At 63.9% G+C, this 21,631-nt stretch carries 20 protein-coding genes and 1 riboswitch; of the genes, 12 read left to right on the top strand and 8 right to left on the bottom strand.

Going from position 1 to position 21,631, the window contains the following annotated elements; translation table 11 throughout:
• Positions 1-1,797: a sialidase family protein gene (locus tag AC6JA3_RS03400; protein ID WP_497919898.1), complete on the top strand. Its 1,797-nt coding sequence runs from the start codon at positions 1-3 to the stop codon at positions 1,795-1,797.
• A 104-nt stretch (positions 1,798-1,901) separates the two neighbouring features.
• Here AC6JA3_RS03400 and AC6JA3_RS03395 read toward each other — a convergent pair whose 3' ends face one another.
• From AC6JA3_RS03395 to AC6JA3_RS03385, 3 genes are all read right to left on the bottom strand, one after another.
• Positions 1,902-2,303, bottom strand: coding sequence for a YccF domain-containing protein (locus AC6JA3_RS03395; protein ID WP_011776159.1), 402 nt, complete (start codon positions 2,301-2,303; stop codon positions 1,902-1,904).
• 94 nt (positions 2,304-2,397) lie between these two features.
• On the bottom strand, positions 2,398-2,847 hold the full coding sequence (locus tag AC6JA3_RS03390; RefSeq protein ID WP_026543471.1) for an SRPBCC family protein: 450 nt from the start codon (positions 2,845-2,847) through the stop codon (positions 2,398-2,400).
• A gap of 445 nt (positions 2,848-3,292) precedes the next feature.
• Positions 3,293-3,889 (bottom strand): phosphoribosylanthranilate isomerase, encoded by a 597-nt coding sequence (locus AC6JA3_RS03385; protein WP_347782560.1) that lies wholly within the window; start codon positions 3,887-3,889, stop codon positions 3,293-3,295.
• Positions 3,890-3,986: 97 nt separating this feature from the next.
• Here AC6JA3_RS03385 and AC6JA3_RS03380 point away from each other — a divergent pair, with 97 nt between their 5' ends.
• The 5 genes from AC6JA3_RS03380 (at position 3,987) to AC6JA3_RS03360 (ending at position 7,797) form a co-directional block, all read left to right on the top strand.
• Positions 3,987-4,631: a HutD/Ves family protein gene (locus AC6JA3_RS03380; RefSeq protein ID WP_347782559.1), complete on the top strand. Its 645-nt coding sequence runs from the start codon at positions 3,987-3,989 to the stop codon at positions 4,629-4,631.
• A 57-nt stretch (positions 4,632-4,688) separates the two neighbouring features.
• Positions 4,689-4,754: riboswitch (guanidine-III (ykkC-III) riboswitch) on the top strand.
• Between the two features lie 9 nt (positions 4,755-4,763).
• Positions 4,764-5,078, top strand: a complete 315-nt coding sequence (locus AC6JA3_RS03375; RefSeq protein ID WP_011776163.1) for a DMT family transporter — start codon at positions 4,764-4,766, stop codon at positions 5,076-5,078.
• A 2-nt stretch (positions 5,079-5,080) separates the two neighbouring features.
• Positions 5,081-5,455: a DMT family transporter gene (locus tag AC6JA3_RS03370; protein ID WP_026547945.1), complete on the top strand. Its 375-nt coding sequence runs from the start codon at positions 5,081-5,083 to the stop codon at positions 5,453-5,455.
• Positions 5,456-6,137: 682 nt separating this feature from the next.
• Complete coding sequence (locus AC6JA3_RS03365; protein ID WP_091552471.1) at positions 6,138-7,142, top strand: aldo/keto reductase; 1,005 nt, start codon at positions 6,138-6,140, stop codon at positions 7,140-7,142.
• A gap of 4 nt (positions 7,143-7,146) precedes the next feature.
• The gene (locus tag AC6JA3_RS03360) at positions 7,147-7,797 is read left to right on the top strand and encodes an MBL fold metallo-hydrolase (protein ID WP_026543466.1); all 651 of its coding nucleotides are present in this window, start codon (positions 7,147-7,149) and stop codon (positions 7,795-7,797) included.
• Between the two features lie 67 nt (positions 7,798-7,864).
• On the opposite strand, the gene AC6JA3_RS03355 is transcribed toward AC6JA3_RS03360, so the two are convergent.
• Both AC6JA3_RS03355 and AC6JA3_RS03350 read right to left on the bottom strand, forming a co-directional pair.
• Complete coding sequence (locus AC6JA3_RS03355) at positions 7,865-9,589, bottom strand: DEAD/DEAH box helicase (RefSeq protein WP_026543465.1); 1,725 nt, start codon at positions 9,587-9,589, stop codon at positions 7,865-7,867.
• A gap of 505 nt (positions 9,590-10,094) precedes the next feature.
• Complete coding sequence (locus AC6JA3_RS03350; RefSeq protein WP_035761429.1) at positions 10,095-11,579, bottom strand: MFS transporter; 1,485 nt, start codon at positions 11,577-11,579, stop codon at positions 10,095-10,097.
• A 68-nt stretch (positions 11,580-11,647) separates the two neighbouring features.
• On the opposite strand from AC6JA3_RS03350, the gene soxR reads away from it, so the two are divergent.
• Entirely contained in the window at positions 11,648-12,103 is a 456-nt protein-coding gene (soxR, locus tag AC6JA3_RS03345; RefSeq protein WP_347782558.1) for a redox-sensitive transcriptional activator SoxR, read from the top strand.
• A gap of 5 nt (positions 12,104-12,108) precedes the next feature.
• Here the strand turns inward: soxR and AC6JA3_RS03340 are convergent, their stop codons facing one another.
• On the bottom strand, positions 12,109-14,058 hold the full coding sequence (locus tag AC6JA3_RS03340; protein WP_347782557.1) for an FG-GAP-like repeat-containing protein: 1,950 nt from the start codon (positions 14,056-14,058) through the stop codon (positions 12,109-12,111).
• Positions 14,059-14,224: 166 nt separating this feature from the next.
• Here AC6JA3_RS03340 and AC6JA3_RS03335 point away from each other — a divergent pair, with 166 nt between their 5' ends.
• On the top strand, positions 14,225-14,968 hold the full coding sequence (locus tag AC6JA3_RS03335; protein ID WP_431768454.1) for an SAM-dependent methyltransferase: 744 nt from the start codon (positions 14,225-14,227) through the stop codon (positions 14,966-14,968).
• Here AC6JA3_RS03335 and AC6JA3_RS03330 read toward each other — a convergent pair.
• Entirely contained in the window at positions 14,965-16,002 is a 1,038-nt protein-coding gene (locus AC6JA3_RS03330) for an Lrp/AsnC family transcriptional regulator (RefSeq protein WP_167332899.1), read from the bottom strand. The genes AC6JA3_RS03335 and AC6JA3_RS03330 overlap by 4 nt on opposite strands.
• Before the next feature lie 140 nt (positions 16,003-16,142).
• Between AC6JA3_RS03330 and AC6JA3_RS03325 the strand changes: the two genes are divergently transcribed.
• Both AC6JA3_RS03325 and AC6JA3_RS03320 read left to right on the top strand, forming a co-directional pair.
• Positions 16,143-17,360 (top strand): M20 metallopeptidase family protein, encoded by a 1,218-nt coding sequence (locus AC6JA3_RS03325; protein WP_347782556.1) that lies wholly within the window; start codon positions 16,143-16,145, stop codon positions 17,358-17,360.
• 39 nt (positions 17,361-17,399) lie between these two features.
• Positions 17,400-18,692, top strand: coding sequence for an MFS transporter (locus AC6JA3_RS03320; RefSeq protein WP_026543460.1), 1,293 nt, complete (start codon positions 17,400-17,402; stop codon positions 18,690-18,692).
• A 75-nt stretch (positions 18,693-18,767) separates the two neighbouring features.
• Here the strand turns inward: AC6JA3_RS03320 and AC6JA3_RS03315 are convergent, their stop codons facing one another.
• Positions 18,768-20,045 (bottom strand): CynX/NimT family MFS transporter, encoded by a 1,278-nt coding sequence (locus AC6JA3_RS03315; RefSeq protein ID WP_026543459.1) that lies wholly within the window; start codon positions 20,043-20,045, stop codon positions 18,768-18,770.
• 164 nt (positions 20,046-20,209) lie between these two features.
• Between AC6JA3_RS03315 and AC6JA3_RS03310 the strand changes: the two genes are divergently transcribed.
• Positions 20,210-20,623: a hypothetical protein gene (locus tag AC6JA3_RS03310; RefSeq protein ID WP_347782555.1), complete on the top strand. Its 414-nt coding sequence runs from the start codon at positions 20,210-20,212 to the stop codon at positions 20,621-20,623.
• Between the two features lie 93 nt (positions 20,624-20,716).
• Entirely contained in the window at positions 20,717-21,622 is a 906-nt protein-coding gene (gene trmB / locus AC6JA3_RS03305; RefSeq protein WP_026543457.1) for a tRNA (guanosine(46)-N7)-methyltransferase TrmB, read from the top strand.
• The last annotated feature ends 9 nt before the right edge of the window (positions 21,623-21,631 follow it).

Raw genomic sequence — 21,631 nt, 5'->3', positions numbered from 1 at the left:
ATGACCTCCTACCTCCACATCGATGTGAGCCCCGAGCTGCCACTGGCGATCCCCGACCTTGAACACGTCCTGGCCGTCCGTGGCGTGGGCGGTTACCGCCAGTACCGTATCCCCGCCCTTGCTGTGAGCCCACGAGGCACCCTGCTGGCTGCCTACGACGGCCGGCCAAACCTGGACGATCTTCCCAATCCCATTGATCTCCTCCTGCGCCGCAGCACGGACAACGGAAAGACCTGGGGCCCGCAGCAGGTGGTTCGTACGGGCCAGGGGCTGCAGGGATTCGGTGACCCCAGCCTGCTGGTGGACAACGAGACCGGACGTATCTTCATGTTCCACGCCGCTGGAACCCAGGCCGGATTCTTCGAGGCCGTCCCCGGCATGGAGCCGGACGACGAGGTTCAGCACGCAGACGTCAGTTACTCAGACGACGACGGCGGCACCTGGCAGCATCGTCGGCTCACCGCACAGCTCAAATCGGCCCACCCAGGAATCACCGGCCTTTTTGCTGCGGCAGGCCAAGGCATCCACGTCCACACCGGCCCATTCAAGGGCAGGCTGGCGCAGCAGTATGTAGTGCTCGTGGAGGGGACCATCATGGCCGCCTCGGCGTTCAGCGACGACCACGGTGAGACCTGGGTTTTGGGAGAACTGATCGGAGATGGCCCGTCCGGGATCGGGCCCAACGAAAACAGGGTGGTGTGTCTGGATGACGGCCGGCTTCTGCTTCACTCCCGGGCAACGCCTTGCCGTTTATGGTCTATTTCTGAGAACGGCGGGCAGTCCTGGAGCCCGCTTAAGCCTGTTGAAGATCTGCCCGACCCCAGCGACAACGGCTCCCTGACCCGCTTCGACGGACGACCCGTCGTTTCGCTCCCGGAATCCGGCACGTCCGGGTGGCTGATGGCCAGCAACAACCAGGACCCGCAGCTTCGTCGGAACACGGTGCTCAGCCTTTCCGACGATAATGGCGCCACCTGGCCGGCCAAGCTGGTGGTGTGCCCCGGAAGTTCGGCCTACTCCACCGTGACGCGCCTGCCCGATGGAAACGTGGGCGTCCTTTATGAGCGACAGGGTTACCGGGAAATCGTGTTCGCTTCCATCCCTGCGGAGCAATTGACGGATCAGCTGGGTTCGGCGGCAGCTTCCGCCGCTGGCGGGGTCGACGGCGGCCGGGTCGCCGGCGGCCGGGTCGCCGGCGGCCGGGTCGACGGCGGCCGGGTCGACGGCGGCCGGGCTGACGGTGGCGGCGGCCGGGTTGGCTCGGAACCTGCTGACTCGTGCCCCGACGTCTTGGCCTTCGACATGGAACTGCGCTCCATTACCCCTGGCCGTCCTGACGAGTGGCAGAACGCAGGTGAATTCCACGTGCTTCCATCCTCCAGCGACGGCCAGTGGGACGTGCAAACCTGGAAGGAAATTGGCCAGGGTTACTCCGGAAACCAAGTCCTTGGCACGCGTGAAGCCCAGGACCTCAACTACGGCCCGATCATCCCCGGCTACAAAGCCGGGGACATCCTGGCTTTCACCGGGCGTGCCCGCAACTGCGGCACCCAGCCGATGACCGGCGTCGTCCTTCTCGGACCGCACGCCAACCGGGGCGACTTCCCGCCGGTCGACCTTCTGCCAGGCGAACAGGCCCTGTTCTTCACGCCGACCTACACCGTCACGACTGCGGACCTGGACCGGGCCGCATTGGAAGTCTCATTCACGGTGGAGGCCGACGGCGGGCGCATACGTCAGGTGCGGCGTTTCCGTTTCGATCTGGGTACCGCCGCCGTGCAGGCTTTCCAGGGTTAGGTGCCTTTCAGCACCGGCGTTTCCAGCGGCAGGTGCTGGCAACGGCAGGTGCTGGCAGGCTGAAGGTATGCCTAGCGGTAGGTGCTGGCAGGCCGAAGGTATGCCTAGCGGTAGGTGCTGACGAACGGCTGGTTGGTGGGCACAATTTGCTTGCCGAGCGGCATCAAGGACACCGGGATCAGCTTCAGGTTGGCAATGGCGAGCGGGATGCCAATGATGGTGATGGCCATGGCAAAGGCGGTGACCACGTGACCGATCGCGATCCAGATACCCGCAACGAGCAGCCAGATCACGTTGCCGAGGAGAGCGAATACCCCTGCACCGCCCGGCTTTTCCACCACCATTTGGCCGAAGGGCCACAAGCAGTACGCACCGATCCGGAAGGAAGCGATGCCCCAAGGGATGGTGACGATCAGAACGCAGCAAATGATGCCCGCCGCGAAGTAGCCCAAAGCCAGCCAGAACCCACCGAAGACAAGCCAGATGATGTTAAGGAGCGTTTTCATAGTCCCCATTCTCCCTTGCCGGTCTGACAAAAAGCCTAGGGGTCTGCCCTGATTCTTCCCTGAAGTGATTCTTCACTGGATAATGCTCTGCCCGTTATGCCAGGAGGTCGTCCAGCTTGTCGAACGAAGTTCCCCAGCCGTCGCGGGTCATGTCCACCCACTCCTGGGATTCAAAAGGGCCCTGGGTAACATTCATGCGGGTTCGGCCGGTGAGGTCCTCGAATTCCAGGCGCATCTCCTCGAATTCGTGATCGGCATCCGGAGCAGCTTTGGCCTTCGCAACCAGGAGAACCGGGGCTTCCAGTTCAGAGATTACAGCTTCAATGGGGGCTTCCTGCTCCCCATCCTCGTCGGACCACACCATGACCACCTGCCAGATGCCGCCCACCTTCGGCTCAACAATGATCTTCTCGCGGGGCGCCTCCACCTCAACGGGGCCGAACCACTGCGCGAGCTTGTCAGGATCCATCCAAGCGTCGAAAACCTTCTCGCGAGGGGCGTCAAACGCACGGCTCATGGTCAGGGTGAAGTGTTCCGCGCTCATTGTTTGACTCCTGGTTTCGTGGACTTCGGGTGAAACGGGGTGTTGGAAACATTCGGTGTTGGAAGCGAACTGGTCTTGGAAGCGATTCTAGGGGGTGCCAGTGACAGCCATACGATCTCTCACTAAATCGCAGGTTTGCACCATCGCTCTCTCACATCACCACCAGAAACTGTGGTGTCAGAGAGCAACGTCAGTCAACCCAGGGGACGTGAGCGAGGATCGGCGGAAAGACCCGGGGGATCTGATAGAGCGTCAGTCGAGAGGCTGGGGGAAGTGATAGAGCATCAGCGGAAAGACTGGGGGAAGTGATAGAGCGTCAGCCAAAAGATCAAGGGATCTGATAGAGCGTCAGCCAAAAGACCGGGGGATCTGATAGAGCATCAGCCGAGAGGCTGGGGGAAGTGATAGAGCGTCCGCCAAAAGACCCAGGGGACGTGATCGAGCGTCAGGCCTTGGCGGCTTCCACGAATTCCCGGATCCTGGCCAGGTCCTTCACTCCGCGGGAAGACTCCACGCCCGAGGACACATCCACGCCCCAGGCTCCGGCCGCGGTTGCTGCGAAGGCAACATTGCCGGCTTCGAGTCCCCCTGCGAGCAGCCATTCGCGGCCATCGAGTCCCTTCGCCCGGACCGAACCGTAGTCCCAGGACTCCCCCGAGCCCGGCACGGCGGCATCAACCAGGAACAATTCTTCGCCCAGATCAGCGAACTCGTCCTCGGAGGCACCCATGGTGACGGCCCTGATGAGCCGCATCCCGGCGTCGTGCACTGTCTTGACGTCCTCGGCCGTCCGGTGACCATGGAGCTGAACCCATTCGAGGCCTGCGGCTTGTGCTTTGGCAACGGCGTCCGCGGCAGACTCGTGCCGGAAAACACCCACGGCGTGGACACCGGCAGGAACCAAGGGAAGGAGGATGCGGACCTGCTCCGGGCTGACTTCGCGCGGGCTGGCGGTAAGGACGAATCCCACCGCGTCGGCACCGGCGTCGACGGCCTCACTGAGGGATTCCGGCGTGCTCAAGCCGCACACTTTGACGAACATTCCCGCGCCTCCAGCCAAACTCGCAACGTTTTCCACATATGACGTTAGCAAGCCGGAATGCGAACGCAGAAGCCGTGTCCACCACTAGGCTGGTCGAATGGAGATCATCCGCTTTGCCGACATCCGTCCTGAACCGTGGCGCAACGGCGGTGGGGTGACGCGCGAACTCGCCAGCCACCCTAAGGCCGCTTCAGCCCAGGACGGGGCCTGGGATTGGCGCGTCAGCATCGCCGACGTCTCAAAAGCGGGCGAATTTTCCGCCTTTCCTGGCATGGAGCGGGTTATCACCATCATCGACGGCGAACTGCTGTTGCTCTCCGTGGACGGCTCGGAGCACCCGCTGGAGAAGTATCGTCCGTTCCGTTTCTCTGGCGAGGCCGCATCTTCGGCAACTCTTCCCACCGGGGATATACGGGATCTGAACGTCATTGCACGCGAGGGCGCTTTCAAGGGCTACACGTCCATTGTGGAAATCTCCAAGAAACGGGCTCACCCGGTCTTCGAGGGCCAACTGGCCGTCCTTCTTGAAGGGAAAGCCACGGTGGCGCCCGGCGGGCTTGGGGACGAAGCACCGGTTGAGGAGGAAGAGTCCGACGGCGGCGCCCCGTCACCCAGCGCGGCCGAGCCGATTGAACTGTCCCGGTATGACGCCGTGGTGGGCTCGGATACCCGCAGCCCGGAAATCACGGGCCGGGGCTTCATCGCGGTCATCTCGATCGACCATGTGGAAGCCCACGCCTGAGCTGGTGACGTTAACCACCAGAAGTGGCCACCCTGCGCGGGAGTTGCTAGCCTGAAATGAAGGTTCCGCTCTGGAACCTCCGGACGACGGTTCAGTACCCGGAACGCGACAAGACTGGCCAAAGGAAATGTCATGTCGTGGTTAATTCTCATTCTTTCCGGAGCACTTGAGGCCGTGTGGGCCGCAGCGCTCCACCGTTCCAAGGGCTTCCGCAAACCCGTCCCAACTGTTGTGTTCCTGGTGTCAGTGATCGCCAGTATGGGCGGCCTCGCCATCGCGATGCAGTCCATCCCCACGGGCACGGCCTACGCGGTGTGGGTTGGCGTCGGCGTCGTCCTGACTGCCACGTACGCGATGGTCACCAAGGTTGAACGCGCGACGACGGCCCGGCTGCTTCTGCTTGCGGGCATCGGCGCATGCGTGGTCGGCCTGAAGGTGGTGGCATAGCCATGACTGCAAACAACTCGAACACCGGCAACGGAATCTTCTGGGTCATTCTCCTGGCTTCAGCGCTGCTCGAAGCCGTATGGGCCACCGCTTTGGGCCTGTCCAACGGCTTCACGCAACTCATGCCCACAGTGGTCTTCGCTATCACCGCAGTACTGAGCATGCTCGGACTGGGCATCGCCGTGAAGCGCATCCCCCTCGGTACTGCTTACGCGGTCTGGGTCGGGATTGGTGCTGCGCTGACAGTTGGCTGGGCCATGATCACGGGCGTGGAGTCCGCGAGCCCGCTGAAGCTGCTCTTCATCGCGGGAATCGTGGGCTGTGCTGCCGGTTTGAAGGCCCTGCCTGCCGATAAGCCTGCTGCCAAGGCCGAATAGACGCTTCCTGACGCTCCATTTCGAGGGGTAGCTGCTCATTCGATGTCTCGCACCATCGAATGCGCAGCGGCACATCGAATCGGCCTTCACACGCCCGCTGAACCGCAGCCAGCAAGCTCGACGAACCTGCAGCGAAGCATCGAATGCGCAGCGGCCCATCGAATCGGCCTTCACACGCCCGGGAAATCCGCAGCGAGTCGGCCAGGCGAACCCGCAGCGAAGCATCGAATGCGCAGCGGCCAAGGCCGAATAGGCGCTTCCTGGCGCTCCATTTCGAGGGGTAGCTGCTCATTCGATGTCTCGCACCATCGAATGCGCAGCGGCCCATCGAGTCGGTGTTCACACGCCCGCGGAACCGAAGCCAGCAAGCCCGGCGAACCCGCAGCGAAGCATCGAATGCGCAGCGGCCCATCGAATCGGCCTTCACACGCCCGCGGAACCGAAGCCAGCAAGCTCGACGAACCCGCAGCGAAGCATCGAATGCGCAGCGGCCCATCGAATCCGCGTGCACCATGAATACGCCTGCGCCTGCCCGGCCCATCCCGCAGCTAGCCATCGAATGCGGCTCGCCGGGGCGGGCCGGGCAGCGCGCGGGACCGCAACAGCAGGAATACCCGCCGTCTCCATCGGGTTCACGCCAACAAAGGGCACTCTGGAACACCTACGCGCATTGGAGAAGTTCATGACTGAAGTTCAACTCGGTGACGGCCTCAAGGTCAGCCCCCTCGGATTCGGCGGAATGGCCCTCACCCCGGTCTACGGGGGAATCGAGCCGGAGGAAGGCCTGCAAACACTGAGGCATGCGGTGGACGCGGGCATCACGTTCATCGACACCGCAGACGTGTACGGCGCCGGGAGCAACGAGGAACTCGTGGGCAGGCTCTTGAAGGAGCGGCGCGACGAGATCCAGGTGGCCACCAAGTTCGGAATTGAGGGCAACCCCGCGGACGGGTACACGGGAGTCCGCGGGGATGCGCCCTACATCAGGCAAGCGGCGGAAGCGAGCCTCCGCCGCCTGGACACTGACGTGATTGACCTCTACTACATGCACCGCCGTGACCTCCGCGTTCCGATAGTGGAAACCGTGGAGGCCATGGCGGAACTGGTCCGAGAGGGCAAGGTCCGGCACCTCGGCTTGTCTGAGGTGACGGCCGAGGAGCTCAGGCAGGCCAACGCTGTCCATCCCATTGCCGCGGTCCAGAGCGAGTGGTCGATCTGGAGCAGGGATGTGGAGCTCAACGTTGTACCTGCCGCCAAGGAACTTGGCGTTGGGTTTGTGCCTTATTCGCCTCTTGGCCGCGGATTCCTCACGGGAACCGTCAGCGCGGGCGACCTTGGGGAAAATGACTTCCGCCATAAGATCCCCCGTTTTGGTGACGAGGCACTTGATGCGAACCAAGCCGTAGTGGCCGCGGTCCGCGAGGTAGCCAGTGGGCTGGATGCAACTCCTGCCCAGGTAGCCCTGGCATGGCTGTTCGCCCAAGGTCAGCGCCTTGGGATTTCCGTGGTTCCCATCCCCGGCACGCGTAAAACGCACCGGATCGACGAGAACCTGGGGGCACTGTCCCTGCAACTGGGGACAGCACAACTTGAGGTGCTCAACCAAGCCGCGGCCGGCGTCGTGGGTTCACGTTCTGCCGACCCCAACTGGGTTTCGCAGGGCCGCGAAGCCAACAACGTAGGCTGATCGCATGGATTCGCTCATTCACTCTTTGCACCAAATCACCATCCGCAGCATCTCCGTCAGCGAGATGAACAACAACGTGTACTTGCTGACTTCGAAGTCCACGGGTGGGCAATTGTTGATCGACGCCGCCGACGACCTTCCTGCGATCCAGCAATTGATCGCAGACAGCGCCGTCGATTCGGCCGCTCCCACCAAGGTGCTCAGGATCGCCACCACCCACCAGCACTGGGACCATGTCCGCGCGCTGCCGGAGTTGGTAGAAGTTACCGGCGCAACCACCTCAGCTGGAGCGGACGACGCCGATGCGTTGCCGGTTCCGGTGGATGTCCGGCTTGGTCACGGCGACGTCGAGCGGTTTGACGACTTCGAGATCACGGCAATCCACTTGCGCGGACACACCCCGGGCTCGATCGCTTTCGTGTACCAGGATCCGAACGGGCCCGCCCACATTTTCAGTGGTGACTCGTTGTTTCCGGGAGGCGTCGGCAACACACAGAAAGATCCTGCACGCTTCACTTCTCTGTTGAACGACGTGTCGGAGCGACTGTTCGACGCCTATCCGGACGATACCCTGGTCCACCCCGGCCATGGATTGCCCACAACCCTTGGCGCCGAGCGGCCACACCTTGAGGAGTGGCGCGCCCGAGGCTGGTAGCTTGCGGGGCCCGCTCTGCACGCCAACCCAAAGGAATAGCGTGCAGAGTGGGCCTCACAACGGGAGGTTAGCGGCCGCGACGCTCGTTGGACGCGGGAGCCGAGGCACGACGCGGGCCGCTGCGTGCCGGACGGCCTGCACCGGATCCACCACGAGCGGAGTTCCCGGAAGCGCCCGAACCGTAGGATCCACCGGACGCAGCGCCGGTTGCGGAAGACCAAACAGCTTTGTTTCCGCCGGTACGCGTCGAAGTAGTGGACGCCGTGCGGGGAGCCGAAGCTGCCCGCTGGCCAGTAGCCGGACGACCGCTGCGGCCACCCTGCCCCTGCGAGCCCGGTACGTCGTTACGGTGAGTGGAAGTCGACTTGCCGCGACCACGTGAGCTGCGGGCGACGTCGTCGTTCATTGCTGCGCGACGCTCGGCGCGGTTGACGTCCGTGCGAACCGGCTCAGCCGCGACCTTTCCACGTCCACCGCGGCCGCCACGGCCACCGGCAGTGGGAGCAGCCTGGCCGCCCGAACGGCGTGCGCGCTTGCGCTGGGCGTTGGCACCGGTGGAGGTGCCGCCACCCTGCGGAGCCTTGGCTGCCAGGAGAGCTGCACGGGTGCGGGGATCAACCTTGTCCGCGATGTCGCCCACGAGCTCGGCAACCAGCGGGGAATTGGCCGTCACGCGTTCAAACGAAACGTCAACGCCGGCAGCCTTCATGAGCTTCTTGACGTCGCTCTGCTGCTCGGGAAGCGTCAGGGTGACCACGGTGCCATCGGAACCGGCGCGGGCGGTGCGGCCTGAGCGGTGCAGGTAGGCCTTGTGCTCTGTGGGCGGGTCCACGTGGATGACGAGTTCGACGTCGTCAACGTGCACGCCACGGGCCGCGACGTCGGTAGCCACCAGGACGCGGACGTCACCGTTGGAGAACTCGGCAAGGTTGCGGTCGCGTGCGTTCTGCGACAGGTTGCCGTGAAGGTCGACGGCGGGGATGCCGGCGTCCGTGAGGGTCTTGGCAAGCTTGCGGGCGTGGTGCTTGGTCCGCATGAAGAGGACGCGGCGGCCGGCGCCGGAGGCCAGTTCAACGATGAGTTGCTTCTTGACGGTCTGGTCGTTGACCACCAGGACGTGGTGTTCCATGGTGGTGACAGCAGCCTGGGGATCGTCCACGGAGTGCGTCAGCGGGTTGGAGAGGTAACGGTTGACCAGCTTGTCAACACCGTTGTCCAACGTTGCGGAGAAGAGCAGGCGCTGACCCTGGGTGGGGGTCATGTCCATGAGCTTCTTGACCACCGGGAGGAAGCCGAGGTCAGCCATGTGGTCGGCCTCATCCAGCACGGTGACCTCAACGGCTTCGAGGGTCAGGATGCGCTGGCGGATCAGGTCTTCGAGGCGGCCCGGGCAGGCGATGACGATGTCGACGCCGGCACGCAGGGCCTTTTCCTGGCGTGCCTGGGAGATGCCGCCGTAGATGACCGTGGTGTTCAGGCCCATGGCCTTGGCCAACGGCTCGATGGTGGCATTGATCTGGGTTGCCAGTTCACGCGTCGGCGCAAGGACGAGGCCCATGGGACGGCCCGGTTTGCGGAAGTGCTTTGCTTCGCGCTCGGCCAAGCGGGCCACGAGCGGGATGGCGAAAGCGATGGTCTTGCCGGAGCCGGTGCGGCCACGGCCCAGGACGTCGCGGCCTGCGAGCGTGTCAGGGAGGGTCTTCACCTGGATGGGGAATGCCTCTTCGATGCCATCTGCGGCGAGGGACTCAGCAATGGGCTTGGGCGTGCCAAGGGCAGCAAAAGTAGTCATAAACTTCATGTCTTTCGGGCGGTGTCCAGTTGCGGACATCGGCCCCCGACGCCGGTTGGGCCAGGGGTTCGCCGAGGAAAAGTCAGGTGGTCTACCGATTCGCTGCAACAGCGGTGGTCGGGACCAAATAGAACGCGTTCATCGACGCAGGATGTGCCTCTCACATGAAAAATGCCCCGCCGCGCAGCCTTTCAGGCCACCTGCTTCAGGGCGTCACCGCACATCAAGTGTTCCTAGCTTAGCAGTGTTTCTCCTGCGGACCTGCATCGGGGCTGCTCAGGCTCCCCTTGCGAGGCCCACTCTGCACCCTTCCGGGCACACATACCCTGCAGAACAGGCCTCACAACCAAGCCCCACACCTTGCCAGGCCCGCTCTGCACCCCTCCGGGCACACATACCCTGCAGAACAGGCCCAACAACCAAACCCCACACCTTGCCAGGCCCACTCTGCACCCCTCCCGGCACGAACACCCTGCAGAACAGGCCTCACAACCTCCCCCACCAGTCAGGCGTGGTGCGTGAGTTCGGATTCCGTGTCGGGTGTACTTGCGTCGGCCGATGTCACGCCCACCCGAGCACCCTCCCGAGCACCCACCCGAGCACCCCGCCGAGCACCCTCCCGAGCACCCTCCCGAGCACGACCCCCCGCGCGGGCGGCGACCCTCGGCGCCATGAGAACCCCGGCGACGGCGATGATCGCCGCCAGTGCGAACACCCCCGCGAACGGGTTCGTCGTCGTAAATGCCGCGAACACAAGCCCCGTGGCGGCGAGGGAGAGCGCGCCGCCAAGGGAGTCGGAGATGGACATGGCCGCACTGTTGAAGCCCTGGTTTTCGGGAGTGGACAGCGCCAACGTCATCACGGAGAGCCTCGGGTACATGAGGCCCATCCCGGCGCCGGCAAGGATCCACCCGCCAATGGCCACAGCCGCGGGGAGGGCAAACGCGGCCGTCACCAGCGTGGAAATGATGGCGACCAGCACCAGTGCGGCTCCGATCTTCACGGCGAGATCGTCGGCCAAGCGGTTACCCAGCCGGCCCTGTACCGCCGACGCCCCGGCCCACGCGAGCGCGGCACCGGTCAGGGTCAGCCCGGCAAAGGTCGGCGTGAACGCATACCGCTCGGTCAACAGGTACGGCAGGTACACCTCGGCCCCGAAGAACGCCGCCGACGCCAGCCCGCGTACCAGGATCACGCTGGGCAGGCCGCGGTGTGCGGTCAGTGTTCCACGCGGTACCAGCGGCTTCACCGCAACAAGGGCAATGACCAGCGCGACGACGGCAATCGCCCCACCGAAGCCCGGCACCTCAGCGGACAGGTTCAGGCCGAGGACGGCTATGGCTGCGAGCGCCGCCCACCCCATACGGCCAAACGCCCAGGGAACAGGCTCGGCTGGGGGTTCGGACTTCATGCCACGCACGGCCGGCACCACCATCAGCAAAGCCGGAACAACAAGTCCCACGACGCCGAGGAACACCCAGTGCCAGCTGCTCAACTGGGCCACCACGCCTGCCGCGAATGGTCCCACCAGGGATGGGACCACCCAGGACGCGGCAAAAGCGGCGAAGATCTTAGGGTGCAGTTCGGCCGGGTACACCCGGGCCACCAGGACGTAGAGCGCCACGGTCATCGCACCGCCACCAAGACCCTGCACCAACCGGCCCAGCACCAGGATTTCCATGGTGCCGGCCATGCCTGCGATCAGAAGTCCCGCTACGAACAAAGCAACGGAGGAATACAGCGGCGCCGCAGGTCCTCGACGGTCCGACCAGTTGCCCGCTGCCACCATGCCCATCACACCGGTTGCCAGGGGGCCGGCGAAGGCCAGGGCGTAAAGGCTTGCCCCGTCGAGGTCGCGGCTCACGAGCGGCATGATGGTGGTCACGGCGAGGGATTCGAACGCACTGAGGAACACCAGTGCGCAAGCCCCCACGGTGGCAAGCAGGTAGGGGCGGCGCAGTATCCCGGCCGTTGAGGTGTCAGAGGTCATGGTGGTTACCCTAGAACCTCAACTAATGTTGAGGTCAATCCGCTATCCACGCCACCGAAGGCCACACCATGCAGCCAGCCACAACCCACAGGCCCCTCTCTATTGGCGAGCTGTCCGAGCGCAGCGGAGTGGCGCCGTCGGCCCTTCATTTCTACGAACGCAACGGGCTGATCGAAGCGGAACGAACGGCCGGCAACCAACGGCGTTACCGGCGGGACACCCTGCGCCGGGTCGCGTTCATCAAGACCTCCCAGCGCGTGGGCCTGCCGTTGAAGGACATCCGCGAGGCGTTGGATTCCCTGCCGGACGGCCGGACTCCCACCAAACGCGATTGGGCCAAGTTATCTCTGCGGTGGCGCAAGGAGCTCGACGACCGCATCGCTGCCCTCCAACACCTCCGCAACGATCTTGACGGTTGCATCGGCTGCGGCTGCCTGAGCCTGAAGTCGTGCACGTTGCAGAACCCCTCGGACGAGCTCGGCGCTTCAGGAACCGGTGCGCAGCGTTGGAACCAACCGTCGTAGCAGCGTCACAGGATGGCGGTCATGACATTCCACCCGGCGCCCACCTGCTGGTCCTCCTGCAGGCCACCTGAACCCGTTCCTCGATAGAGGATCAGGCTTCCGCTGGAGTTGCGCGCCAGGACATCAGGCACGCCGTCGCTGTTGATGTCGCCGGGTGTCACTATCGCCGTCATGACGTTCCACCCGATTCCTACCTGCCGGCGCGGCAGCCATCCGCCATTACCGTTTCCTTCGTAGAGCCACAGGGTTCCTGCGGCGTCTTTGGCCATGATGTCCCCGCCCGGCGACCCAAATTCCCCGGGCCCGAGGATGGTGGTCATCTGGTTCCATCCGGTTCCTGCCTTGGCACGCGGAAGCCAGCCGCCTGAACCATTGCCCGGGTAGAGCCAGAAGTCCCCCGCAGCGTCGCGGGCCATGACGTCCGCTTTACCGTCACCGTTGAAATCACCAGGAGCGACGACGGCGGTCATGGCGTTCCAGCCCACGCCCACTTTGGTCCTGGGCAGCCACCCTGAACGGCCGTTGCCGGGGTAGAGCCAGAGATCACCGGCAGCATCGCGGGCCAGGACGTCTGCATGGGTATCTCCGTTGAAGTCGCCGGCGGACAGGATCAGGCTCATGCCATTCCATCCTGAGCCCACTGCCGACCTTGGAAGCCATCCCCGTTTTCCGTCCCCGGGGTAGAGCCACAGCGTGCCGGCAGTATCCCGCGCGAGCACATCCGTGGCGCCGTCGGAGTTGTAATCCTTCCAGACGTTCTTTGGCGGGCCGGAGGTGTCAAGAACCCAGATGGCGTTGCCGTCAACGGAGCTTGCGTAGAGCTTGGACCCGTCCGGTGCCATCGCCCGTACCGAGGTGTAGGCACCGAGCTGGAGATCCTCAACCAACGGGATGGAGGAATCCTCGGACCTTGCACCCCACACCTGGATCACCGTTGCATTTGACCGGTACAGCCGGGTTCCATCCGGGTTCATCACCAAGGTGCCCGGCTCCTGCCTGTCCGGGGTGGCCTGCCCGACGGCCAGGGTTTCGAGGTTGAGCTGGGACACCATGGGATTGTTGATGACCCGGCGGCCCGGGGACGGGTAATACGGTTGTCCGTGGTCTTCGAAGAAGGCCCGCTTGCTGTCAGGGGTGAAGACGGGCGCGGACGGTTCCAGGAACGTCTGGAAAGTGGCCAGAACCTTGTCCGTGGCGGTGTTGATGACCGAGAGGCCCCACCCGTGCGTGGTCACCAACCGCGTTCCATCCGGTGAGACGGTGCCGTCCGTCCCGGTCATCGGGTCCGTGGCCAAAACGGTCCGGCTCTTCGTATCAATGACCGCTACCGATGCCCCCTTGAGCGCATAGAGCTTGGCCCCGTCCGGAGTTGCCAGCAGTTTGGTGATGCTTCCACCCACTGGTATTTGGGCTGTTACCTTGCCTTGGGCAACATCAACCACTTTCACGCCGGCGGTTTTGAGCCCCACATACAGTGCGGTTCCACCGGGGCTGACCACAAGGCCTGCCACCTCGTCACCCACAGGGACCAAATACTTCACGGTCATGGCAGATGCATCAATGATGGTGACGCTGGTGCCGGTCGCCAGGAAAGCCGTTGATCCGTTCGTGCTGAGAGCCAGGGCGGTGGTGGGACCGGCTTGGACGCTTTTGGCCACCACACCCTGGGCTGTGTCGATGACGGACAGCATGCCCTCGGGACTGGCCACAAAGAGCTTTGTGCCGTCTTTCTTGAGCTCCACGAATTTCGGATGGGCTATGTCGATTTTCCGCGGGGCCGTTGCAGTGGCCGCCTGAACCGTCGCGGGGCTTGTCGATGGAACAGTCGCGGGGACCGCCACCGCATCCGACGACGGCGGAGCCGCTTGTGCGGGTGGCATTGCCACCATCACCAGCACCGCTGCAAAAACACCTGACAGGCAGGCTTTGACACTGATTTTTCGCGCCAGAATCACCGTGAATCCCCCAATTTCAGGCGCCCCTGATTCGCGACGGGCGCATCTGCGACAAAGGCTACCCACCCCCGCACGGAAAGACCATAGTCAACTCCCAACTACTTCAGACTTGCCGAAGCAGCAACAGGCATTGCCTTCCGTCCACGCCTCGCGGCACGCTTGGCATATGACTGAAAAGACGCACGACGGCGGCACCCTCCACGGCGAACAACCCACCGGCGCAGGTACGCCCGAGCATGCCCACCAACACGACGCCGCCCAGCAGCGCGGCTTGAACCTCCACGAGGACGCGGACAACGCTGTGGACATGTGGGATGGCATGTACAAGGAGCGGACCAAGGTGTGGAGCGGAAATCCGAATCCGCAGCTGGTGGCCGAAGCCAGGGACCTGAACCCCGGCAAAGCACTGGACCTTGGTTGTGGCGAAGGCGCCGATGCCATCTGGCTCGCGGAGCAGGGCTGGACCGTGACCGCATTGGATGTCTCCGCCGTCGCGCTTGAACGGGCAGCTGCGCATGCAGCAGGAACCAGCCACGCGGACCGGATCACGTGGCAGCAGCAGGATCTCGCGGAATGGACCCCCAACGCCGAATTCGACCTCGTCTCGGCCCAGTTCCTGCACTCACCCCTGCTGCCCTGGCGCGAGTCCGTGGCAATGGCCGCGGCAGCAGTCGCCCCGGGCGGCACCTTGCTGGTGGTGGGGCACCATCCGCACGGGCTGCCGTCGTGGAGCCACCATCACGACTCCGGCATGTTCTTCACCCCGGAACAGCTGGCAGGGGCATTGCGTCTGGACCGTGACCCGTGGTTCGTCAACGTCCTTACAGACCGCAAGCGTTCGGTCACAGGTCCCGATGGCGAGTCCGGCACCACCCTGGACACGGTTTTGCGGGCAGTAAAAAGCCCCTAAATACCGTCGGGAAGGAATTCCGCGTAGGGCGCCACTACCTCACCGGTGGCGGTGGAATCGGGATTCAGCATCCACCCCACGCGTTTGGCCGTGTTCAGCATGACCACGCTTTCCACCAATTCGATGCCCGGAATCCGCTGCTGGACCGTGAGCTCCATTTCCAGGACCTCGGCCAGGGACCGCAGCCACATGATGATGGTGAAGTTGGTGCGCCCCGTAGTGGAGGCAGCGAAACGCACGTTGCGGATGGCGCGCGACTCGACGGCGGCCGCCTCGTGCCTGCCCGGCGGGACGTTGGCGAACCATTGGATGGTGACCGGGTAGCCCGAGAATTGTTGGGCGATTTCGCAACGAAAGGACAGCATGCGGCTGGCCAGGACCCTGCCCAGTTGCCGCTGCACGGTGGCCGGATTCCGCCCCAGCGCCCTCGCAATCTCTGCTGCGGTGACCCGACCGTCCCGGGCGAGGAAAGGGATCAGCGCCAAGTGGCTGTCGGGGAGCGGGGTTGCGCTCGCGTCGGGGCCCAGCGGACTGGCGGATTCGGGTCCTGCGAGCGCGCGGACCGCCTGTTGCTCCCCCTTGGTGAGGACGTTGAGGCGCCACGCGTAGCCGCTGATGTGGATACGCGTGCACAGTGCGGTCTGGTACTTGGTGAGTCCGCGGATTTCCTTCAGCCTCGGCAGCAGTTGCGCGCTGAACTGCTCCAGGTCACGGGTGATGACGGTCAGTGTCAGGTCGCGGTTGCTTGCTGCTTCTTCCACGGTAATGACCTCGGGCAGGGCGGCCAGCGCCGCCGTCACCTCCGGCCTGAGGTCCATGTCGCAGTCAACGTCCACCATGGCCAAGCACATGTTTTTCGGATCTCCGGTGAGGTGGGAGGTGGTCCAGGCTGCTCCGGACTCCCGGAGCCGGTCCCACCGCGCCGCCAAGGTGGTGGCATGGACGCCCAGGACCTGGCCGGCGTCGGACCAGCTGAGCCGGGGCGAAATTTGCAGTGCATTGATCAGGCGGAGATCTTCCTCACTGAGTTCCATGCCCCAACTCTCCCACGGTCGTTGCATAATTTCTGGTACTTCCGGCCAAAAATGCATATTTCCAGATGTTTCAGAGCCTGTGAAGCACGTCACCACACAATGTTCTAAGGAAGAGCCCCGGATAAACCCAGGAGTAGAACATGACCATCGCTGCCGACGCCAAGGAGCTGCGGGACGACATCGTCCGCCTCCGGCATGACCTTCACCGTGAACCGGAAATCGGGCTGCAGCTCCCCCGCACGCAGGAAAAGGTGCTCAAGGCACTGGATGGACTCCCCTTCGAGATCACCCTGGGCAAGGAAACGACATCAGTCACGGCAGTTCTCCGCGGCAGCGCCGGCCACACTTCGGCCCACAAACCCGTGGTGTTGCTGCGGGCCGACATGGATGGGCTCCCCGTCCAGGAGACCACCGGCGTGGACTACACCTCCCGCGTGGACGGCGCCATGCATGCCTGCGGACACGATCTCCACACCTCCATGCTCGCCGGTGCTGCCACTCTCCTTGCAGAGCGTCAGGATCAACTGGCAGGCGATGTCATCCTCATGTTCCAGCCCGGCGAGGAGGGCTTTGACGGCGCCAGCTACATGATCGAGGAAGGCGTCCTGGACGCGGCCGGAAGGCGTGCGGATGCAGCCTACGGAATGCACGTGTTCTCATCAGTTGCCGATCACGGACAGTTCCTCACCAAACCCGGGATCATGCTGAGTTCCTCGGCGGGCCTCTTCGTCACCGTCCACGGCGCCGGCGGACATGGCTCCGCTCCCCACCTGGCCAAGGATCCGGTCACGGCTGCGGCGGAAATGGTCACCGCCCTGCAGGTCATGATCACCCGGCAGTTCGACCTCTTCGACCCCGTGGTCCTGACCGTTGGCGTGTTGCAGGCCGGAACCAAGCGCAACGTCATCCCCGAAACCGCCCGCATAGAAGCAACCGTCCGGACCTTCTCCGAAGCCTCCCGCAGGAAGATGATGGAAGCAGTACCCAGGCTGCTCCACGGTATTGCCGCAGCCCACGGGCTGGAGGTCCATGTGCAGTACGACGAAGAATATCCCCTCACCATCAACAACGAGGACGAGACCACCACTGCGGAAAAGGTCATCGCCGAAATGTTCGGCGAGTCCAGGCAGACCCGGATGGCCACGCCCCTGAGTGGTTCCGAGGACTTCTCCCGCGTCCTGGACCAAGTTCCCGGCACGTTCATCGGGCTCAGTGCCGTTGCCCCAGGCGCCGACCACGCGACGTCGGCCTTCAACCACTCGCCATACGCAACGTTCGACGACGGCGTCCTCACCGACGGTGCCGCGCTGTACGCCGAGCTCGCCGTATCCCGCATCGCCGCCCTTGCCGGCAACTAGCGTCCACCTCCCTGTCCCCGCATCAGCTTGGAGAATCCCATGACCACCACCGCAGGAACGTCCTCCGACGTCAAGGTCCAAAAATCGCACGCGCGGACGCTCGTTGGTACCGGAATCGGCAATGCCGTTGAATGGTACGACTGGGCAATCTACGCAACGTTCTCACCGTTCATCGCCAGCGCCCTGTTCAGCCAGGCCGACCCGACGTCGGCGGTACTGTCCACCTTGGCGATCTTCGCCGTCGGTTTCGTTGCCCGCCCCTTCGGCGGTTTCGTGTTCGGCTGGATCGGCGACAGGATCGGCCGCAAAACGTCCATGACCGTAGCCGTGGCCTTGGGTGCGGTGGGCAGCCTGCTCATCGGCATCGCGCCGACGTTCGCGGCAGTTGGCGCCTTCGCATCGGTGATGCTGTTGGTGGCCCGCCTCATCCAGGGCCTGGCGCACGGTGGTGAGTTGCCGTCGTCGCAGACTTATTTGTCGGAAATGGCACCCAAGGAACACCGCGGCTTCTGGGCCACGCTCATCTACACCTCCGGAACGGCAGGCATCCTGGCCGGTACGCTGCTCGGCGCCATCCTGACCAACGTCCTGAGCAAGGAAGACATGAGCGCCTGGGGTTGGCGCATCCCCTTCCTGATCGGTGGCGCCCTGGGGATCTACGCCCTGTTCATGCGGGCCAAGATGAAGGAAACCGAAGCCTTTGAGGCAGAAGCTCCCAACGAGAAGCGCCTGCCGATCCTGCCGCAGATCATCAGGTACCGGAAGCAGGCATTGCAGGTCATCGGCCTGACTGTGGGCTTGACCGTTGTGTACTACATCTGGGGTGTGGTGGCACCGAGCTACGCAGCAACGTCTTTGAAGATGGATCGCGGCGAAGCCTTGTGGGCCGGCGTCATTGGCAACGTAGTGTTCATCGCAGCCCTGCCGTTCTGGGGCAAACTGTCCGACCGCATAGGACGCAGGCCCGTCATCATCGCCTCCGCCGCGGGCGCCGCCCTCCTGCACTTCCCCATGACGTGGCTGCTGAAGGACTCACCGTGGCAGTTGGCTGTCTCTATGTCCGTGATGCTGTTCTTCATCGCCGGCAGCGCAGCGATTGTCCCTGCCGTGTACGCCGAACTGTTCCCGACCCACATCCGAACCATTGGCGTCGGGGTCCCGTACTCCATCTGCGTGGCGGCCTTCGGTGGCACCGCCCCTTACCTGCAGACCTGGCTGGGCAGCATCGGTCAGGCCCAGCTGTTCAATGTGTACGCCGTGATCCTGCTGCTGGTGGGCATCGGGTTTGCCTTCTCCATCCCGGAGACCAAGGGCAAGGACCTCACGGCCTAGGTCCCCCGCGATCGTTGCGAGGCCCGCTCTGCACGTTTTCCCGGGGTCTTTGGGTGCAGAGTGGGCCCCCCAACGTTAAACGAAGCGGTCGCGGCCTGCCCGGTAACCGAAGAAGGCAGCCAAGGATCCCACCACCAGGAACAGGACTCCGGCCGCCTCGAAACCGCCGGTCCCCTGGTGCAGTTGACCCACCATCAGCGTGCCAAGTGAACCTACCCCATAGCCGACGCCCTGCATCATCCCGGACAGGTGTGCGGCGGTGTGGGCGTCGCGGGTCCGGACCATGATCATGGTCAGGGCCACGGCAGTCAACGAACCCTGGCCAAGCCCGTTCAGCCCGGTCCAGACCCAAATCAGCTCAGTGGGGCCAAAGATCGTGAGGGCAAAGCCGCCTCCGGTCATCAGCGCCACCACCATGTTGATGATCCGCTGGTCCTTGAAACGCGTGGCCAGGGCAGGGGCAAACAGGGACCCCAGCATCTGCAGCACAATCGACAACGAGACGATCAGCCCGGCCGTTCCGCCATCAATCCCCCTGTCGCGCAGGATCGGTGCCATCCAGGCGAACACGCTGAACGACATCATGGCCTGCAACACCATGAACATGGTCACCTGCCACGCCACGGCCGAGCGCCACACATTGACGCCACCGTGGACGGCTTGGTGTTTCACGGACGGTTGGCGGATCGCGAGCGGGAGGAAAAGCAAAAGTACGACGCCGGCAGGAACCGCCCAGAACCACAGAGCCGATGTCCAGTGGCCGGTTGCCGTAAACACGGGGTACGTGAAGCCCGCGCCAAGGGCTGCCGAAGCACAAATCGCGGTGGTGTAGAGGCCGCCCATCAGGCCGAGGCGGTGCGGGAAATCCCGTTTGACGACGCCGGGCAGGAGGACGTTGCAGAGCGCTATTGCGGCACCGCAGGCAGCTGTTCCGGCCAGAAGTGCCGGCAAGTGACCCATTCCCGGGAACTCCACTGGCCTCAGCAGGAGGCCTGCAGTGAGCACGGCCATGGCTCCGAGAAGCACCCGTTCCGCCCCGAATCTCCGGGCGAGGATGGGAGCCAGTGGCGCGAACAGTCCCAGCAGCGTGACCGGCACGGTTGTGAGGACCACCAGCGACCAACCCGGCAGACCGGCGTCGGACGTTATTTCCGGAAGGACCGCCGAGAAGCTGGAGAAGACGGTGCGGAGGTTCAGTCCGATCAGTACCAGGCAGATGCCCAAGTAGACCAGGCCGCGCTTACCGCGGAGTTGTGTGGGATCCGCGGCCGGTTCGTCGTCGATCTCAGCGTCCACTGCGATGTCAGGCAGGACTGGTTTCTCTCGATAGCCGGGCGTCTTGGAGGAGGTCACACGTCCTATTCTGTCAGGGCGGCTTCGATCGAGGGTCCGTTGGGCGGGATATGACCGGTGAGCGGTATATGACCATCGGTGTATGAATAGCTGCCTTGGCAGAGTTATCCACATAGGAGAGATTTACCTGCCTCTGCAGCATCGCGATCCATAGCGTTGAGGGCATGGACAAGACCCCCAAACCATCACCTCACAGCACTACTTCCGGGCATCCTCTGCCGGCTTCTCAGAAGTCGCACGCGCGGATTTCGCACCCACCGGGATTGAATGTCAGCATCTGGAGTTTGGCACTGGCCATGGGGGTGCCCATTGTCTTCATGATCGTCTTCCCTGTGGGGATGCTCTTCATGTTTGGCGCTGAGTCACCCCCATATGCAATGGCTGCGCAAACGATTCTCGTGGTCCCCACCGGAGCTTGCTGGCTCGGGGCGTTGGTCTGTGGCCTGACCTGTCTCAGGCTGGCCAAAAGCCGCGATGCCGATGGGCAGCGGAGCATAGCATGGATGTTTGGGATCTTCGGGCTTTGTATTGCAGGACTCGAAGGGCTGGCGTTGCTCTTGATGGTGCTTCGCAACTGAACACCGGTACCCGCACCGTGGAACGTCCCCGGCGCAAGCACCCAGCCCAGACTCCGCAGAGCCTCCACCCCGAACCAAAGTATTCTGGAAGTGATGAGTGAAACCCCAGATTCCCCGCGCCCCGTCACGCCCGGCACCCAGGCATCCTTTGGAACCTATGGCGGCCGGCCCGTCAGCTTCGTGCGCCGCGGCACCCGATTGCAGGGCCGCAGGCAGGCTGCTTGGGAAGAGCACGCCGAGCGCTGGGCCATCCAAGTGCCCCGCCATGTGGCCAACACCTCGGTGCACCCGGACTACACCTTCGATGCCGAGGCCGTGTTCGGGCGCAAGGCACCCCTGATCGTCGAGATCGGTTCCGGCCTGGGTGACGCCGTGGTCCACGCCGCGGAGCAGAACCCGGACAAGGACTTCCTGGCCGTGGAGGTTTACACCCCCGGTTTGGCCAACACCATCATCAAGATCAACAGCCGGGGCCTGACCAACGTGCGGGTAGTGGAAGCCAACGCTCCCGAGGTCCTCGAATCGATGCTCCCCGAAGGCTCAGTCAGCGAGCTCTGGGTGTTCTTCCCCGACCCCTGGCACAAAGCCCGGCACCATAAACGCCGACTTATCCAGCCCGCCTTCGCTTCCGTAGCTGCCAAGGCACTGGAAAAGGGTGGCTACTGGCGGATCGCTACTGACTGGTCCAACTATGCAGTGCACGTCCGCGAAGTCCTGGCCGGGTCCACGGAGTTCGAGAACATGCACGAAGGCGAGCGCAGCGGCGAGGAAAGCCCGCTGACGCAGGTGTGGCAATCCGGCGTCGAGTCTGTTGTGGGCGGCGCCCCGGTGAGGGAAGGCCGCGCGCCGGTCAGCACCGAGCACACTGGTCCCAATGAGGGCGTGGATGAAGAAGGCGGTTGGGCACCCCGCTTCGATGGCCGCATCCGGACCAGCTTCGAGAACAAGGCCCACGAGGCCGGTCGCATGATCTTCGACCTCACCTACCGCAAGCTTTAGCCGACGGAG

The sequence above is a fragment of the Arthrobacter sp. TmtSoilC79 genome (assembly GCF_059739405.1).
The sequence above is the reverse complement of the archived record's forward strand: the minus strand, read 5'-3'. Positions and strand labels throughout refer to the sequence as shown.